The 16,112-nt window shown below is 51.5% G+C and carries 16 protein-coding genes; 1 reads left to right on the top strand and 15 read right to left on the bottom strand.

What is annotated here, in order from left to right:
* Positions 1–68: 68 nt before the first annotated feature.
* From TJ79_RS19965 to mobA, 7 genes are all read right to left on the bottom strand, one after another.
* A complete protein-coding gene (locus tag TJ79_RS19965) occupies positions 69–527 on the bottom strand; it encodes a hypothetical protein (RefSeq protein ID WP_040952102.1) in 459 nt (152 codons plus the stop codon).
* 125 nt (positions 528–652) lie between these two features.
* On the bottom strand, positions 653–1,210 hold the full coding sequence (lepB, locus tag TJ79_RS19960; protein ID WP_052339786.1) for a signal peptidase I: 558 nt from the start codon (positions 1,208–1,210) through the stop codon (positions 653–655).
* A 175-nt stretch (positions 1,211–1,385) separates the two neighbouring features.
* Positions 1,386–2,072 (bottom strand): metal-dependent hydrolase, encoded by a 687-nt coding sequence (locus tag TJ79_RS19955; protein WP_040952101.1) that lies wholly within the window; start codon positions 2,070–2,072, stop codon positions 1,386–1,388.
* Between the two features lie 105 nt (positions 2,073–2,177).
* Positions 2,178–2,942: a TSUP family transporter gene (locus TJ79_RS19950; protein WP_040952100.1), complete on the bottom strand. Its 765-nt coding sequence runs from the start codon at positions 2,940–2,942 to the stop codon at positions 2,178–2,180.
* Positions 2,943–3,128: 186 nt separating this feature from the next.
* Entirely contained in the window at positions 3,129–3,887 is a 759-nt protein-coding gene (gene pflA, locus TJ79_RS19945) for a pyruvate formate-lyase-activating protein (protein WP_040952099.1), read from the bottom strand.
* Positions 3,888–3,969: 82 nt separating this feature from the next.
* Positions 3,970–6,234 (bottom strand): formate C-acetyltransferase, encoded by a 2,265-nt coding sequence (pflB, locus tag TJ79_RS19940; RefSeq protein ID WP_040952098.1) that lies wholly within the window; start codon positions 6,232–6,234, stop codon positions 3,970–3,972.
* A 397-nt stretch (positions 6,235–6,631) separates the two neighbouring features.
* Positions 6,632–7,258 carry a molybdenum cofactor guanylyltransferase gene (gene mobA, locus TJ79_RS19935; protein WP_052339785.1) on the bottom strand — a complete coding sequence of 209 codons (627 nt, stop codon included), beginning with the start codon at positions 7,256–7,258 and terminating at the stop codon, positions 6,632–6,634.
* A gap of 186 nt (positions 7,259–7,444) precedes the next feature.
* Here mobA and TJ79_RS19930 point away from each other — a divergent pair, with 186 nt between their 5' ends.
* Positions 7,445–8,170 carry a Crp/Fnr family transcriptional regulator gene (locus tag TJ79_RS19930; RefSeq protein WP_052339784.1) on the top strand — a complete coding sequence of 242 codons (726 nt, stop codon included), beginning with the start codon at positions 7,445–7,447 and terminating at the stop codon, positions 8,168–8,170.
* Between the two features lie 161 nt (positions 8,171–8,331).
* On the opposite strand, the gene TJ79_RS19925 is transcribed toward TJ79_RS19930, so the two are convergent.
* The 8 genes from TJ79_RS19925 to TJ79_RS19890 all read right to left on the bottom strand — a co-directional run bounded on the left by TJ79_RS19925 (position 8,332) and on the right by TJ79_RS19890 (position 16,095).
* Positions 8,332–9,171, bottom strand: coding sequence for a formate/nitrite transporter family protein (locus TJ79_RS19925; RefSeq protein ID WP_040952097.1), 840 nt, complete (start codon positions 9,169–9,171; stop codon positions 8,332–8,334).
* Positions 9,172–9,198: 27 nt separating this feature from the next.
* Positions 9,199–9,531 carry a nitrite reductase (NAD(P)H) small subunit gene (locus TJ79_RS19920; RefSeq protein ID WP_052339783.1) on the bottom strand — a complete coding sequence of 111 codons (333 nt, stop codon included), beginning with the start codon at positions 9,529–9,531 and terminating at the stop codon, positions 9,199–9,201.
* Between the two features lie 61 nt (positions 9,532–9,592).
* Positions 9,593–12,025: a nitrite reductase large subunit NirB gene (gene nirB, locus TJ79_RS19915; protein ID WP_040952095.1), complete on the bottom strand. Its 2,433-nt coding sequence runs from the start codon at positions 12,023–12,025 to the stop codon at positions 9,593–9,595.
* Positions 12,026–12,498: 473 nt separating this feature from the next.
* Positions 12,499–13,128, bottom strand: a complete 630-nt coding sequence (locus TJ79_RS19910) for a hypothetical protein (protein ID WP_040952094.1) — start codon at positions 13,126–13,128, stop codon at positions 12,499–12,501.
* On the bottom strand, positions 13,125–14,369 hold the full coding sequence (locus tag TJ79_RS19905; protein ID WP_040952093.1) for an ABC transporter permease: 1,245 nt from the start codon (positions 14,367–14,369) through the stop codon (positions 13,125–13,127). Before TJ79_RS19905 ends, TJ79_RS19910 begins: the two co-directional genes overlap by 4 nt.
* A complete protein-coding gene (locus tag TJ79_RS19900; RefSeq protein WP_040952092.1) occupies positions 14,366–15,241 on the bottom strand; it encodes an ABC transporter ATP-binding protein in 876 nt (291 codons plus the stop codon). The genes TJ79_RS19905 and TJ79_RS19900 overlap by 4 nt, the downstream gene beginning before the upstream one ends.
* A 1-nt stretch (position 15,242) precedes the next feature.
* Positions 15,243–15,545 carry a hypothetical protein gene (locus TJ79_RS19895; RefSeq protein ID WP_155987968.1) on the bottom strand — a complete coding sequence of 101 codons (303 nt, stop codon included), beginning with the start codon at positions 15,543–15,545 and terminating at the stop codon, positions 15,243–15,245.
* Positions 15,502–16,095 (bottom strand): RNA polymerase sigma factor, encoded by a 594-nt coding sequence (locus TJ79_RS19890; RefSeq protein ID WP_040952090.1) that lies wholly within the window; start codon positions 16,093–16,095, stop codon positions 15,502–15,504. The genes TJ79_RS19895 and TJ79_RS19890 overlap by 44 nt, the downstream gene beginning before the upstream one ends.
* Positions 16,096–16,112: the final 17 nt, after the last annotated feature.

The raw sequence follows: 16,112 nt of genomic DNA, 5'->3' as shown, positions 1-16,112 counted from the left end.
GAAAACCTAAGAAAACCAGACCCGTTTTTCCCTTAAGAGGAAAGCGGGTCTGTTTCTGATGGAGACATTTAATCTTCCTCATCCGTATAAGTCACATATCCTTTATTGGCCCGGATATAGTCGACGATCTCCTCGTAGCGGTCATCCGGCACCTTGGCGGCGAGCACATGGTTCAAGCCGTCCCGGTCCCCATCGAAAAGATCAAGGGAATATGGGCCGACTCCGAATATGGGCCGACGATCTCTCGGAGTATTCCGGTCGAGTTGATCTTCTTCGATGACGTGGCCAGCAGCGCCTCCCTCTCCCATCGTTAACACCGAAGCAGGAGCTGCAGGTATTCCTGTCCCGTAAGCGGCAGAGCCGTTCATAGCGCCAAACGAATAAGGCGCGATCAGAGGGACCTCACGAGGAACGCCCTCATTTAAATCAGACATTTCAATATCGCTGGCGCCGTTAGCCTGAAGCCTTACCCGTGCGTCGGCCGCATCGCTTTCCGTAGGAAAATAAGCTTGTAAGTTGCGGGTCATGTCCATCACTCCTTTAAATGGTGTGAAAGAGAAGAACTCGGACTCTCTACATAGGTTTACCCGATCTTCCGTGATCTAATCGCGGCTGATCCGTTTCGCCGCCTTTCATTAAAAGACCTGCCGCTTTAGTCATGGGAATCCGCCGTCTCCGTCGCTGTCACCTTCATCGTGCTGAACTCATCCAGAGGATAAAAGCGGCAAACCACCTTGCCCACCAGCTTGTCCCGGCTGACAAAGGGCGTATCCCACATATGAGAGTCCAGACTGACATTGCGGTTATCCCCGAGAAACAGGTAATGATTCTCCGGAACCGATACCGGACCGAAAGTATAGTCCATCTTTTCCTTAATGTAGGGTTCATCCACCTTTTCCCCGTTGCGATAAAGATAGCCGTCCTTGATCTCAATAAGGTCACCCGGTAAGCCGATGAGCCGCTTAATGAACCGCTCGTGGGTTTTATCTTCGATAGGCGGATAAAAGACGACGATGTCGCCGAAATTGAAATGGGTGATCGGCACCATTTTTTCGATCAAAAAGCGATCATTCAGCTGAATAGTGGGGAGCATGGACCCCGATGGTACCACCACGCCTTCCGCAACATAGCTTTTGATCAAAATAGCCGTCAAAGCGGAGATCAAAAAACTGGGAAGCAGCGACCTAAGCCATATCTTTGTCGTCGTCATGTCCGGTCAACTCCTTATTGGAATCAAGAGACAGGCTGGTGCTCACAAGATGAAAATACCCCATTTTTCCCGGAATCAATCACCAGGATACGGCCATGACGAAAACAACGGAAAGCCCCAAACAAGCGGACCTGCCAGGTTCCGGCTTGTTTGGGGCTTTTATTGGAATGCGACTTTAAAAAACGAAGGTTTCTCCTGGTTTCAGGACCTTGCCTTCGATATCCCGTTCCGCCAGCTTTCGGACGAACTCGTCGCCGTCTTGGCGAATAGGCGGGAAGGTATTATAGTGCATCGGAATGACCAAACTGGGCTGCAGCCACTCCGCAGCCTGAACTGCATCATCAGGACCCATGGTGAAGAGGTCGCCGATGGGAATGAAGGCAATGTCGATATTATGCCGCTCGCCTATCATTTTCATATCGCCGAACAGAGCCGTATCCCCGCAGTGCAAAATAGTTCTTCCGCCCATTTCAATGATGAAGCCGGCGGGATTTCCCAGATACAGAGAACGTCCGTCCGCTCCCGTTACGCTAGAGCTGTGCCATGCCTGAATCATCTTGAAACTGGCAAAATCCGTGCGGTATGTGCCGCCCATGTTCATCCCTACCGTTTTGGCTCCGCCCGCTCCTATGTAAGCTGCAAGCTCGACCATCGCGACAATCGTGGCATCGTTTGCCTTAGCAATATCCGCAGCGCTGCCGATATGATCTGAATGTCCGTGAGTCAGCAAGATATACTGCACCTTGATGGTTTCCGGAGCTGCCGCAATCTGCGGATTCGCCACAAGAAAAGGATCGATAATGATGGAATTCGGGCCGTCGGTAATTTGAACGGCAGAATGGCCATGAAACGTGATTTCCAAACTAATCTTCCCCTTTCATTTATGGAATGAATCCCCTTCATTTTACCCAACGAACAGGCAAAAACAAGTCTAACACCAGATGAATTCCAAAAATTCCATATCTGATCAGTTGGACAGCATATCCCAAAGCTGCTTAGCCACTAGAAGTCCGCTCATCGCGATGAACAACGGCTTCACATAGCGATGACCCTTGCGGATTGCCACTTGCGAGCCGATGAGCGAACCTGCTATCATCGCTATTCCCATCAGAAGGCCGACGCTGTAATTGACGGAACCAAAGCAAATAAAGGCGATCAGACTGGTGATATTGCTGCCAAAATTCAAAACCTTGGCATTGCCGGCAGCCGTGACGAAATCAAAGCCCAACATGAGAAAAGCGAAGATTAAAAACGAACCGGTTCCGGGACCAAAAAATCCGTCGTAAGCTCCCAAAAAAAGCGCGGCAAGCAGCATGTAAATACCGGATCTCCGGGTCAGGCTCTCATAGGTTTTCAGCTCTCCCCACCCCTTGCGCAGCAAGGTGTACAGCAGAACGGCAAAAAGCATGACAGCGACGAACGGCTTGAGAAAAGTGGAAGGCACATGCTGCAAAATAATCGTCCCCGCCGCCGCACCCACAACAGTAAAGGGAAAAAGCCGGCTAACCAGCTTCAGGTCGATTTTTCCCGATTTCAAAAAAGACAACGTGCTTGTCAACGAAGACATAGATGAGGCCAGCTTGTTAGTGCCCAGTGCCATATGCGGCGGCAAGCCTGCGCTCAGCAGCACCGGAAGGGAAACCAGACCCCCTCCCCCAACGACTGAATCAACAAATGCAGCTAGAAATCCCCCCGCCAAAACAAACACCAGCATACCAAACGATAGATCCATAAACGACCTAATCCCCTTGCAATGTTAAGTCAAGGATAAACGGCTAACGCCGTCCTTGGAAGGACGAGCGGCGTTTACCGATGCGGAATAAGGCATTTTATCGTGCAAACATATAAAGTCTTATGAAGTAAAAAGGCAGCCGGTGTCCGGCTGCCCAAAGACGTATCTATTATAGCACTGCTTTTTCTAGTGGGATGCTTTTTCTTCCACTTTAGATGCCTTTTCCGCAGCTATTCCTTCGTTTAGGATGCGGTTAGCCCGTGCGACTTCGTCTTCGTTGGGGGAAGAAATATCCTTCAACTGGTAGTCCCATCCGAGCTCCTCCCATTTGAAGACGCCCATGGTGTGATAAGGCAGCAGCTCCAGCTTTTCGACTCCATTCAAGCTGCCGATAAATCGCCCTAATTGATAAAGATCCTCTTCGTCGTCGGTATAGCCAGGAACAAGAACATGGCGGATCCACATATTTTTGCCTGTATCGGACAAGTATTTAGCGAATTTCAGCATACGATCGTTTGGTTGGGAGGTAAGTGCAATGTGTTTCTCCCGGTCGATATGCTTCAAATCGAGCAGCACCAAATCCGTTACTTCCATCAGACCGGCAACATGGTCCGGTTCGCAAAAACCGTTGGTATCCAAGGTCGTGTGAAGATTCCAACGGCGTTTGCATTCCCGAAACAGCTCCTCCACAAAGTGGGCCTGCAGAGTCGCTTCCCCGCCCGTTACGGTAATGCCGCCGCCGGAACGGCGATAATAACCGAGGTAGGGCTCGATTTCCGCAAGAACATCTTCTACGGAAACGACTTTGCCACCTTTCATCTCCCATGTATCCGGGTTGTGGCAGTACAAGCATTTCATCGCGCAGCCCTGCATGAAAAGGACAAAGCGGATGCCCGGACCATCGACTGTTCCAAACGTCTCCAAGCTGTGTATCCGGCCTAACATAAGCATCCACTCTCCTTCTCAAAGGTAGGGCGGGATAGTCGTCCCGCCCCCTTGCTTGCAGGTTCTATAGTAAAGGGAGATGTTACATGGATTGGTGGAACGTACGGTTGATGACGTCGAGTTGTTGCTCGCGGGACAGCTTGATGAAGTTGACGGCATAACCCGATACGCGAATCGTCAGTTGCGGATAGTTTTCCGGGTGATCCATAGCATCCAGAAGCTGTTCGCGGTCAAAGACGTTGACGTTCAAGTGGTGGCCGTTGCTGCTCATGTAGCCGTCCAGAAGCGAAGACAGGTTGGAGATACGGCTGTTCAGATCTTTCCCCATTGCCTTCGGCACGATGGAGAAGGTGTTGGAAATGCCGTCCATGCTGTGTTCATAAGGAAGCTTGGCGACGGATTCCAAGGAAGCAAGTGCGCCTTTCTTGTCGCGGCCGTGCATCGGATTGGCTCCGGGAGCGAAAGGTTCGCCGGCTTTACGGCCGTCCGGAGTGGTACCGGTTTTCTTACCGTATACGACGTTGGACGTGATGGTCAGGACGGACATCGTGTGCAAGGCGTTCCGGTACGTCGGGTGCTTGCGGATCATGCCCATGAAGGTTTCCACCAGTTCCACGGCGATGGAATCGACACGCTCATCATTGTTGCCGTATTGCGGATATTCCCCTTCGATCTCGAAGTCGACGGCGATGCCTTTTTCATTGCGGATCGGGCGAACTTTGGCATATTTGATGGCGGACAACGAGTCGGCTGCTACGGACAACCCGGCGATACCGGTTGCCATGGTGCGCAGAATTTCTTTGTCATGCAGAGCGAATTCGATACGTTCGTAGCTGTATTTGTCGTGCATGAAGTGAATGATATTCAAGGTGTTGACGTACAATCCAGCCAGCCATTCCATCATTTCCTTGTACTTGGCCATGACTTCTTCGTAGTCCAGCACTTCCGAGGTGATCGGAGCGTAGTGCGGGCCCACTTGAGCGCCGGACTTTTCGTCCACACCGCCGTTGATAGCGTACAAGAGCGATTTTGCCAGGTTGGCGCGGGCGCCGAAGAATTGCATTTGCTTGCCGATCCGCATAGCCGATACGCAGCAGGCAATGCCGTAGTCGTCACCGTAGAATCCGCGCATCAGATCGTCATTTTCATATTGGATAGCCGAAGTCTCGATGGATACTTTAGCGCAAAAGTTTTTGAAGGCTTCCGGCAGTTGAGTCGACCAGAGCACCGTCAGGTTCGGTTCCGGAGCCGGCCCCAGATTGTACAGGGTGTGCAGGAAGCGGAAGGAGTTCTTCGTTACACGGGTTTCGCCATTCAAGGACATGCCGCCGATAGATTCCGTAACCCAAGTTGGGTCGCCGCTGAACAGTTCATTGTAATCCGGTGTGCGCAGGAACTTGACGATCCGCAGCTTCATGATGAAGTGGTCGACGATTTCTTGGGCTTCCTTCTCGGTGAGGGTACCTTCATCCAGGTCACGTTGAACATAGATGTCGAGGAAGGAGGATACACGGCCCAAGCTCATTGCGGCGCCGTTTTGTTCTTTAACAGCAGCCAAGTAACCGAAGTATACCCATTGAGTTGCTTCTTTCGCCGTTTTAGCCGGTTGCGAAATGTCAAAGCCGTGCATGTTCGCCATTTTCTTCAGTTCGCCCAAGGCGCGAATTTGTTCAGCGATTTCTTCACGTGCGCGGATAACGTCTTCCGACATGACGCTGACGTCCAGTTGCTTCAGTTCCCGTTGTTTATCGGCAGCCAGCTTGTCAACGCCGTACAGTGCCACTCGGCGGTAGTCGCCGATGATGCGGCCGCGGCCGTAAGCGTCAGGCAAACCAGTGATGATGCCAGCTTTACGAGCTGCTCTCATTTCGTCGGTGTAAGCGTCGAATACCCCTTGGTTATGAGTTTTACGGATTTCCGTAAACATTTTTACGATTTCTTTCGGAATCTCGAAACCGTAAGCTTTCGCTGCATCCATGACCATGCGGATACCGCCGAAAGGCTGCATAGAACGCTTAAAGGGGGCATCGGTTTGCACGCCGACGATTTGTTCTTTTTCCTTATCGATATAACCAGGACCATGAGAAACGATAGTCGAAGGAGTGTTAACATCTATGTCCAGCACGCCGCCGGCTTCTCGTTCTTTCCGGGAGAGCTCGCTGATCTCGTTCCAAAGAGCTTTGGTATTTTCCGTCGCGCCTTCCAGGAAAGCATCATCACCATAGTAGGGAGTGATGTTTTGATCTATAAAATCGCGAACATCTATGGCTTTCGTCCATTTCCCCTGCAAAAATCCACGCCAAGCTTCAACAGATCCTTGTTGCAATTCTTTTTCCTGTACCGACATGGTACACACCTCCATCATTTTGGAACTGAGCTTTGGCAAGCAGGGTCGTGCAGATCATAGAAGTAAGGCCTCTGTTTGCTATTAGCTTGTTCCTGTTTGTCGCGTTTACTATTTGGTTATTTCATGAAAAAGAGCGACGTAGCGGCTTTCCTTTATACTATTACCCTTTTCCAAAACCTGCAAATCATTTTGCTGTATTACTAATATTCTTTACGTGTTTCATTGTAACGCTTTGACACAAACAAGTAAAGTGAAAAAAATCACACAATCTAAAATTAATGAAAAAAGTCACAACCATAAACGAAAAAAGCTTCCCAGTAAAGGGAAGCTCCTCATTTCTCACACGGAGATAATCCTGTATATCGCTAGCGGCCTGTTATATAACTTTTCAGATCTGTTATAAAGCAAATAAGTTTCCGGATTCCAAGGAGTAGTTCAGCTGCATTGCCTGCTGGTATTTCTCTGTCGTGCTGATGTTCGTAACAAAGTGGCTTGCGATATTCCCTTGCCGGAAGAAACTTTCGTTAACCTCCTGCACTCGAGCTTCGCGAAGCAACCCGTTCAGGTCAAACCAGCCTTTATTAAGAAGCGTCGTTACCGATTCCAGACAGCGTTTCCGGTAGATCCCATGAAACGGATGCTGTTCCTCCATAAAGCAAGGCAGGATCGCGTCGCTATCCTCCTCCATATGGTTAAGCATCAATTGAGCGGCTTGCGCGGATATGAAAGGCATATCGCTGCCAACTATCCAGTAGTAATCCGAGGTCCCCAGCGAGAGTGCCGCGTGCATTCCTCCCAAGGGTCCCTTTTCCGGAATGTAATCCGTGATGATCCGCACCGAATTTCCTAACACCGGCAAATAAATCTTGGGCTCATTCGTGACGATAATAACTTCCCTGCAGATGGTTTTCATGATTCGAACTTGACGTTGGATTAAGATTTCACCGCAAAATGGAAGCAGCGATTTAGAGCTGCGATCTGCTTTTCTGCCTTGTCCGCCAGCGAGGATAACCCCTGTTAGCACCGTGCATTCCTCCCTTCCGGTAGATTCATTAAAGTCATTATCGAATATAAAGCTTCAATATTCTGTAAACAAAATCACAAAAATCTTTTGCGGCAAAAGCACTAGTGTCAATGAGTTTCATCACATGTATTATGTCACACTTCGGCTATACTATAAGATAATGGTTTCATTTAGGAGGGCATTTCCATGAACGAGACACAGCCCAGCCTGGAGCAGGTCCTGCCAGGTAACACCTCGATATTCTCAGACGATAATCTCAATATACTAAAGGAAATAATGTATGAGCAGAAAGTCACGGCGAACTCTCATCTATACTGGGAAGGCGACGTGGCGGATAAGCTGTATTATTTGAAATCCGGTCGGGTTAAGATTACGAAGTCGACGGATGAAGGTAAAGAATTGATCCTGTACATGCACCAAAGCGGTGACATGCTGGGACAAATCGATCCTTTCCAAAATTCACGCCATGTTTTCAGCGCAACTGCGCTTGAAGATTGCACCATCGGCGTATTGCTGCAGAGCGATCTGGAAATCCTCGTTTGGCAGCATGGCGAACTGGCTATTGATTTCATGAAATGGATGGGCATGACGCACCGGATCACGCAAGCCAAGTTCCGCGATATGGTCATGTACGGCAAACCGGGCGCTTTGTGCTCCACTTTAATGCGGCTGTCCCACACCTATGGCAAGAAGTTGGAGAATGGGGATTTGCTCATCACCAAAAAGTTAACCCACTCCGAGCTTTCTGATATGATCGGCGCCACTCGGGAGAGCGTCAACCGGATGCTGAACGATCTGCGTAAAAAAGAAGCCGTCGATTATGATAACGGCTACATTGTGATCAAAGATGAAGTCTATCTGCAGGGCATTTGCCACTGTGAATGCTGTCCGTTGGAAATTTGCCGCGTATAATCGCACGAGCACGATCAAACCACATCGCCATTCCCTCATAGACCAAGGCTTTCTCCTCCGCCCCTCGCGGAAATAGGAAAGCCTTTTTTCATGCAAATAAAACAGGCTGCCCCAAAGCTTTAGCTCTTGGAACAGCCCGTCGAATCTTCGTTATCCTGTTCTTACCCTCTTGCCGCCGCTTTCTTCTCCCCAGATGACGTTTTAACCGCTTCTGTTTCTTTGCCCGCCTTGTAGCTGCGGATCGGAGAAATGACCCAGTACGCCGTGCCGACGAAAAGGAAGCCGCCAACGATATTGCCCAATGTTACCGGAATGAGATTGTGAACCAACCCACCAACGGTAATGTCAGAAGCATGAGGAAGCAGCAGAGACAAGGTGAGCGTCGTCATATTGGCGATGCTGTGCTCAAAGCCGGAAGAGATGAACGCGAAGAGGCACCAGAAGATAAGAATAAGCTTGGCCGCATCGCTTTTTGTGCGTTTCGCCGTCCAGATGGCCAGACAAACCAGCCAGTTACAGAGAATGCCGCGGAAAAACAATTGTTCAAAGGGCAGATGCATCTTTTTATGGGCGATGTGCATCATCTGTTCCAAGGCGCCGCCCGCCATGATACCCGATCTCCAGATCAGAACCGCAAACAAGGCCGCTCCTAAAAAGTTGCCGACCCAGCACCAGAACCAATTGCGGAACGTATCCTTCCAGGTGGTCGCGCCGGAATACGTGCTAATGGCGAAAGCCATATTATTGCCGGTAAAAAGTTCCGCACCCGCGAACACGACCAAGGTCAAAGCGATGCCGAAGGAAGTGCCCATCATCCATGTGGTGAAAGGGGATTGCGCCGCATAAAGCGGCCCGGATACGGAAAACATCAGGATGACGGCGATACCCACATAGACGCCGGCAAGGGCTGATGCAACCAGATACCTCGGCAGGCTGCCGTCTAGCATCTTCTTTTTCTCAAGGGCGTATTCGATGATATGTTCGTTTGATTCTTTGTACACGGTTCTCCACTCCATCTCTCGTCTTTTTTAAGCTTCTGGATATATTTGAACGTCGGACCCGATAACCCGTACCGGATACGTCGCGACAGACTCATCGGAATCCAACACCTTGCCGTCATACAATGAGATCTTCCGATTGTACAGCGGATCAAACACGTAATCGCCGGATACGATCCCTTCGCAAAGAGGCCCTCCTTTTTGATGGGCGTTATGATTCTCCAGGGCAACAAAAGCATCGCCACTCAGCCGGAAAACCGCAATCTCTTTTCCTTGATACCGGATAACCCGGCCGATCCGGGGTAAATAATCATCCACCTGACCAGCAGATAGATAATAGGGAATCTTCTCTTGCGCTTGCATATCCACACCACTCCTTCTCTCTCTTAACCGCCCTTTACCGCTCTTACGGTTTCAATCGCCTTTAGCGGACAGCTTCCGCTTCCAAACCGATAAAGAGCTTCTCTTTCGTCTCTTTGTCGTTTACCACCGCCGACCAAGGCTCGCGGGTCCGGGACAGCGCCAATTCAATGCGCGCGTTAAGCTCTTTCCGGGTCTCCGCATTCTCCACAACCACTTGGTGAATGCTTGCGAGACCGACACGTTCCACGAAATCCGAGGTCCGCTCCAAGTACTTAGCATTCTCCCGGTAGTACTGCAGGAACGCGCCGGTGATTTCCATCAATTCCTCCGTCGTCTTCACTTTACAAAAGAGATCAGCCAGCCGGGCTTTGATCCCACCGTTTCCACCGACGTAGATCTCCCATCCGCCGTCATTTCCGACGATCCCCACATCCTTCGTGCTGGACTCTGCGCAGTTCCGAGGACATCCATTGACCGCCATCTTCAATTTAGCCGGCATGTCGAGACGCTCGAATTTTTTCTCCAAATCGATGCCAAGACCGATGGAATCCTGGGTGCCGAACCGGCAAAAACGGTTGCCGACACAGGTTTTCACGGTACGCAGCGCTTTGGCATAGGCATAACCGGAAGGCATATCCAGTTCTTCCCACACCTGCGGCAAATCTTCTTTTTTCACCCCGATCAAGTCGAGGCGCTGCCCGCCGGTGACCTTAACCATCTTCACGTCATATTTCACGGCGACGTCGGCGATTTTTTTCAAATCCTCGGGTGTTGTCACACCGCCGTACATCCGGGGAACAACAGTAAAAGTGCCATCCTTCTGGATATTGGCGTGATAGCGTTCGTTGACGAAGCGGCTTTCCCTCTCATCCCGGTATTCCGCTGGAGCCAGCATGCCCAAGTAGTAGTTAAGGGCAGGACGGCAGGAGGAGCAACCTTCCGGATTGCTCCACTCCAGAACGTTCATCACTTCTTTGATAGTGGTTAGCCCCTTGTCCCGGATAGCGGCGACGATTTCATCCCGGCTGAGCGGCGTGCACTCGCAGATGCCTGTTTTTCCGGCGCTACTGTCGAAGGCATCGCCCAGCACGTGCTGGAGGATTTGCTCCACTACCGGACGGCAGCCGCCGCAGGAGCTGGAGGCCCCTGTGCATTTTTTCACTTGGTCGACCGTCGTGAGGCCGTTTTCGCGGATAGCACCGACGATCTGTCCTTTGGTTACGCCTTTGCAGCCGCAGACGATTTCATCGTCGGCCATCTCCGCCACGGCGCTTCCTGGGTCTGTCGTTACCGTGCCCATCAGCCGGGCATAAATGTCTTCCGTCATTTCCGCTCCTGCACGAATCCATTGCTGCACTTTAGGAGCTTCCGTCACATCGCCGAACAATACACCGCCAACGATGCGGTTATCCCGAAGCAGTACCTTTTTGTAGGTTCGCTTCCAGTCATCCTGCATCTTCACCACCGACAGATCGGGCTGATCCATGAATTCGCCGGCCGAGAACACGTCAACGCCGGAGATTTTCAGCTTCGTCGACAAAACGGAGCCGGTATAGGGAGCCGTTTCCACGCCGCAAAGGGTTTTGGCCAAAACCATTCCCTGCTCAAACAACGGGGCCACTAGCCCGTAACAAATGCCGCGATGCTCGGTGCATTCTCCTACAGAATAAACATCCGGTGCAGATGATGCCATGAAATCGTTCACTACGATACCGCGGTTAACTTCGATACCGCTCGTTTTTGCAAGTACTGTGTTAGGGCGAATCCCTACGGCCATCACGACGAAATCCGCTTCCAGTTCACTTCCGTCACTGAAACGGAGGCCGGTTACTTTTTCGTCGCCAAGAATTTCCGCCGTCTGCTTGCCGGTGGCAAATTTCAAGCCTTGCTCGGCAAGCTCGTTTTTGAGCATCAGAGATGCTGTCGGATCAAGCTGCCGTTCCATCAACTCATCGAAAATATGCACAACAGTGACGTCCATCCCCAGCTTGGAGAGGCCCTTGGCCGCTTCCAGACCGAGCAGTCCGCCGCCGATGACAGCGGCTTTGCCGCCTAACTCAGCAGCAGCTAACATCTTCTCACAATCGGCGATGTCGCGGAAGCCGATGACGCCATCCTTGTCCGCTCCCGGCACGGGCAGAATAAAGGGAACCGAGCCTGTGGCGACGATCAGCGAGTCGTATTCGATCTCGGATTCGTCGTCCAGTTGCACTCGTTTTGTTTCTGTATCAATACGCACCGCTTCCTTGCCGGTATGGAGCGTTATTCCATTGTCCCGGTACCAGTCGTAGCCGTTCAAGACGATATCATCGATAGTTTTGCTGCCTTCCAGAACATAGGACAGCTGAATCCGGTTGTAATTGGGGTACGGCTCCTTGCCGATTACCGTGATGTCAAACCGGCTCGGGGCAAGCTTTATGATTTGCTCCAAGGTTCCTACCCCAGCCATGCCGTTGCCAATGAGTACCAAACGTTGTTTTTCTGTTCCTGCCATCCTTTGTTCCTCCTATCCGTATAGCCTCTTTTATCTGTATGGTTTGTTATAAGTTACTCCTAGTATAAAAGGGCTTGCCGGTTGATTATGTGAAAACAATCACACACTGAGAGATAAAAAAACGAATCCTCTTTGGACCCCGCAGATCAATTCCACTCTCCTTGCCTATATCGTGACCTGACGTTTGCCCGATTTCTTCTATTCAGAAGTCTATTTTTGCTGCAGTATCCCAACAAAAGCTGAAGTTACCTTATCCGATTTTTCCATCTGGATTTATGACGCCGGTCACAGTTTTTTATTGTTCATAAATTGTTCCTCGGAAAATGGGCATCCGCTACTAACTACTATTAACGGCCATATGAGAAATTTTGCCGTAATTCCATGTCGTATGGTCTGGTTAAAACGAAAAACCGCTTCATCTCCCTAAGAGAGAAAAAGCGGTTCAGATATGGACGCCAATTATACGGCTGCTATTACTCCATGCGAAGCTTGGGAAGAAGAACGGCGATGGCGAGGACGACACCCAGTGCAACCAGCCCTAGCCACAGTTTGTCATTGTTCCACTCGCCCGACGCCATGCTGAACAGGTACAGCTTACCGGTTAGCTTGCCCTTGGTCATCATATCCAACAGATACCAGGCAAAGGCGGCAATATAACCGGCGGTGGCGCTGCGGGCGAGGAAGGCCGCCAGCATGCCGCAAGCGCCGAGACCGGCGGCGGTGAGCGCTGTGCCTGCGATGATCGGGCCGGGAGCGATCGCTGCTCCCGCCCACCGCAGGCATGCGGCAAGAGCCGCGACGAGCAGCGCCGAATAGGCGGCGGTCAGGAGCCAGCGCAGCGCGAGCACCCATGCGGCGGGAACCCGCTTGGCAAAGGCGGTTTCGCCGATCCCGCCCTCTTCCATAAGGGCCAGATGGGGATAGAGCAGCAGTCCGATCAAGGAAAGGACCATTTCGCCCCATCTGCCCATCTCTTTAGAATTGAGCAAGGTGGGATCCTGAACAAGCGGCACGAGCAAGATGAAGCAGGCGGCCAAAAGCCAATAGACATTGGCAAGAAGCTTCACATTATGGCGGAAGAGAGCAGGCAGGAGACGATTCATCGCAGCGAAGCCTCGAACCCCGGCTCATAGGATCGCAGACTTTCTTCCCCGATCAGGCGATCTTTGCCTTTGCTCTTGCGCTTTCTGCCATCCTTGCCGGCGCTGCGGCTGCGGTTCCGCTCCCACAATAAGGCGGCCCCTGCCGCCAAAACAAAAGCAACCACCCCATAGCTGATGCGATTCAGCGTAATATCCCGCAAGGAATCCCGGAACAGCTCATATTCATCGGGTGTATTAAACCGGAGGAACAGCTTCTCCAACCCGTATGATCCGGTTAGCGGCATTACAGAGAGAAACCACCAGACCAGTTGCAAAGGAATCGCCACAATCCCTCTGCGAAACAGTACGTTGATGAACATCCCGAAGGCCGTCGTCATCCAGATCGTAGGCAGCAGCCAACCCGCCGCATACCCGATGAATACCGGTAAAACAGTCCACAACTCTTTTTCCTGATTCAAAGCACCTACGGTCTGAAAGGCGGCAGCGACGGCAAAAAGCAAATATATAACAGAGAGGAGCAGTCCCAGTGCGACGAATTTGCCGCCAACGTATTTCCAAGCCGAGATTTTCCGACTGTAAATCAACTCATGCATCCGGCTCGACTTATCTCTCGTCAGGATAAAAGCCGAGATGAATACCGGGAAAATCCCCGCTGTCATCCCCACATAATCGCAAAACAGTCTCGCTGCTCCCGGGTATAGTTGATGTTGCGCGACTTTTTCATTGTACCGCCGCATGTTATCGGCGTAGATCTTTTCCGCTTCTTCCTTGGTTTCAATGGGCAAAAGGGATGTGTACATACCCGGCGCATAGTGCGTAGTCCCACCCAGCTTTTTGTTCAACCCGATGCTGATAGCCTCAACATCGTAAGCCGTATAGGAATCCGGATTGGCGATGATCGGATCCAGCTTTGCGATGGCTTCCTGAAAGTATCCCTTTTCCTTAGCGGAAAGCTTTTCGTTTCTGCCGAAGCCGAATGTATACTTCATGAACCTGCCCGAATCCAAGTCTCTCTGCATCATACCTTGATTGGTTTCCGCCAACCTCTTCGCGTCCGTCATTGGCGCGTAGCCGTAATTCCCTTCAGCCGTAAGCTGCGGCATCTCCGGTGCTTTCAAATCTCTCCACGTTTCCGGAGCGGCATATTGCGAAAAGTAAAACAACCCGGCGGCAACAACCATTAAATAGAAGACGACGTTACGCAACAACAGCCGCATTTCTTTTCCGATGAGCGTGATCAAGCCGGACTCGCCTCCCCCTGCATCAAACAGAAGTAGCCGTCTTCAATGGAAGGCCGTACGGGTTCTGCCTGTTCAAAAGGCTGATTCTCCGCCAATAGTCGGAGACGCATGCCGTCGCCCTCCGTCACCGCAGCCAATACCGGATAGGCGAGCCGAACTTGCTCGTAGGCCTCCCGAGACAGCACACCCGACCAAACCCGGCCGTCCGCCAAACGATTCAACTCGAACACGGGGCCGTGATAACGGACCGTCCCTTGACGCAGTACGGTCACCTGCTCACAGGTGGATTCCACGTCTTCCACCACATGGGTGGAGAGCAAAATGGTCCGGCCCTTGGCAAAACCGTTAAGCAAATGCCGAAAACGCACCCGCTCCTCAGGATCGAGACCAGCGGTAGGCTCGTCCACGATTAGGAGCCTTGGCTCATGGATCATTGCCTGGGCCACGCCTAACCGGCGCTTCATACCCCCGGACAGTGCCCGCACCTTGGTTTTTCGATGGTTTTGCAGGTTGACCTGTTCCAGCAGCACGGCAATTCGCTTTTTCCGCTCCAACCGGCCCCCCATCCCCGACAAAACCGCCAAATAATCCAATGCCTCCTGCACCGACATCCCCGGGTAAAAAGCAAACTCCTGGGGCAGATAGCCCACCGCTTCGCGTATCCGGCTTTTCTCCTGCAGGGCGATCCCGTCTATGGTTACCTTCCCCTCCGACGGAGTGAGCAGCGTAGCCAAGAGCCGCATCAGGGTTGTTTTCCCAGCGCCGTTTGGCCCAAGCAAGCCATGGATGCCTTCACCCAGATGCATGCTGACCGCATCCAGCGCTTTCTTTCCTCCGAAGGTCTTTGTAACCTTTTCGATCATGACATCCATATCATTTCCTCCATTCCTCACTGACGAGCCGCATTTCCACCCTATCTGCCACGATTCCGACGACCGCCAACGCAAAGGAGAGAATGAAGCAAGCGGATAGACTATACGCGCTATCATACAAAAACAGATAGCCTCCAACGGCCAAAACAGTTCCTGCTGCAATCTTCAATCTCCGCCTCTTGGCAAGCTTGGCACGATTTTGCCTGACTTTTTCTTCTTCTTTTTTATCAAAAGCCAGCAATCGGGCCTTGGCATAAACTTCATCCAGAAACTTCCGATCTTCCGACATTCCGTTCCCACTCACGTCCCCATCCCTCCTCTTCGTATCGTTTCTTCAGCTTTTTCCGTGCCCGATGGAGCATCACCCGGAACGCCGCCGGATTTTTGCTCATGATGCGCGCCGCATCGCTGCCGCTCACCCCTTCGAGATCGACCAGATAGATGGCCGTGCGTTCGTCACTTTTCAGCATCGCCAGATACCGCCGCAGCTCCTGACTTTGCTCGTTATGCAAAAGTGCCCATTCCGGATCATCAGCATCTTCAACCGAAACTGCCGCCAATCGCTCGGCCACGGCTTCATCGGGAATCATCCGGCGGTTTTTCCGCAAATAGTCGATGGATTTATTACGCACCAGGGTGAATAGATACGTTTGGAAGGATGCGCGAAAATGATATTTTTCCGGATAGACGTAAAGGTAGGCAAAGACGTCCTGCACCAGATCCTCCGCAGCGTAATAATCCCCTGTCATTTGCATGGCAAACCGAATGGCCGGCTTTCGCCAGTGAACCGCCAACGCTTCGAAGGCCGAACGGTCTCCTATGGCATAGAGCCTGACTTCTTCCTCTTGGTGCATACCCGCGCATCCCTCCT

Source organism: Gorillibacterium massiliense (assembly GCF_000455485.1).
GTDB classification, from domain to species: Bacteria; Bacillota; Bacilli; order Paenibacillales; family NBRC-103111; genus Gorillibacterium; species Gorillibacterium massiliense.
Note: the sequence above shows the minus strand (reverse complement) of the source record. Positions and strands in the feature narration are given on the sequence as shown.

Bases quoted from the DNA above. Each gene is read 5' to 3' on its own strand.
- TJ79_RS19965 (WP_040952102.1), bottom strand. From the start codon at position 527: ATGACCCGCAACTTACAAGCTTATTTTCCTACGGAAAGCGATGCGGCC.
- lepB (WP_052339786.1), bottom strand. From the start codon at position 1,210: ATGACGACGACAAAGATATGGCTTAGGTCGCTGCTTCCCAGTTTTTTG.
- TJ79_RS19950 (WP_040952100.1), bottom strand. From the start codon at position 2,942: ATGGATCTATCGTTTGGTATGCTGGTGTTTGTTTTGGCGGGGGGATTT.
- pflA (WP_040952099.1), bottom strand. From the start codon at position 3,887: ATGTTAGGCCGGATACACAGCTTGGAGACGTTTGGAACAGTCGATGGT.
- pflB (WP_040952098.1), bottom strand. From the start codon at position 6,234: ATGTCGGTACAGGAAAAAGAATTGCAACAAGGATCTGTTGAAGCTTGG.
- TJ79_RS19930 (WP_052339784.1), top strand. From the start codon at position 7,445: ATGAACGAGACACAGCCCAGCCTGGAGCAGGTCCTGCCAGGTAACACC.
- TJ79_RS19920 (WP_052339783.1), bottom strand. From the start codon at position 9,531: ATGCAAGCGCAAGAGAAGATTCCCTATTATCTATCTGCTGGTCAGGTG.
- nirB (WP_040952095.1), bottom strand. From the start codon at position 12,025: ATGGCAGGAACAGAAAAACAACGTTTGGTACTCATTGGCAACGGCATG.
- TJ79_RS19910 (WP_040952094.1), bottom strand. From the start codon at position 13,128: ATGAATCGTCTCCTGCCTGCTCTCTTCCGCCATAATGTGAAGCTTCTT.
- TJ79_RS19900 (WP_040952092.1), bottom strand. From the start codon at position 15,241: ATGGATGTCATGATCGAAAAGGTTACAAAGACCTTCGGAGGAAAGAAA.
- TJ79_RS19890 (WP_040952090.1), bottom strand. From the start codon at position 16,095: ATGCACCAAGAGGAAGAAGTCAGGCTCTATGCCATAGGAGACCGTTCG.